This window comes from Pseudomonas huaxiensis (assembly GCF_003231275.1).
In the GTDB taxonomy this organism is placed as follows: domain Bacteria; phylum Pseudomonadota; class Gammaproteobacteria; order Pseudomonadales; family Pseudomonadaceae; genus Aquipseudomonas; species Aquipseudomonas huaxiensis.
The window spans coordinates 1-473 of the sequence record NZ_QKVL01000174.1; the positions used below are offsets into that span (position 1 = coordinate 1).

A 473-nucleotide genomic window follows, 5' to 3' on the forward strand; every position below is an offset into this window, starting at 1 on the left:
AGGTTGTCCGCGTGCAGATGAACCTGCGGCGGCGCGACCTCGGTGCTGTCCTGCCAGTCGATCAGCAGGTCCAGTTCCAGGCTGCGAACCTGCTCGCTCACCGGCAGTTGCGCCAGCAACGACGACTGGGTCAGCAGCAGGCGAATGCCGCTGTCGCGCAGCATGTAGTCCAGACGTTCACGCGGGTACGCCGGGTCCAGCGGCACATAAGCGCCGCCCGCCTTGAGGATCGCCAGCAGGCCGACGACCATTTCCAGCGAACGCTCCAGCGAGATACCGACCAGTACGTCCGGGCCCACGCCCTGCTCGCGCAGGCGGTGCGCCAGGCGATTGGCCTGACGATCCAGCTCGGCGTAGCTCAGTTGCTGCTCGCCAAGGATCAGCGCCACAGCCTCTGGCGTGGCCTGTACCTGGGCCTCGATCAGGTCATGAATCGGTGCGTCGGCGAAGGCCTCGGCCGTGTCGTTCCAGTC

At 66.6% G+C, this 473-nt stretch carries 1 protein-coding gene; it reads right to left on the reverse strand.

Annotation, left to right across the window (positions count from 1 at the left end):
• On the reverse strand, nt 1-473 hold a 473-nt coding region (locus DM374_RS32770; RefSeq protein WP_157969824.1), incomplete at both ends, for an AMP-binding protein.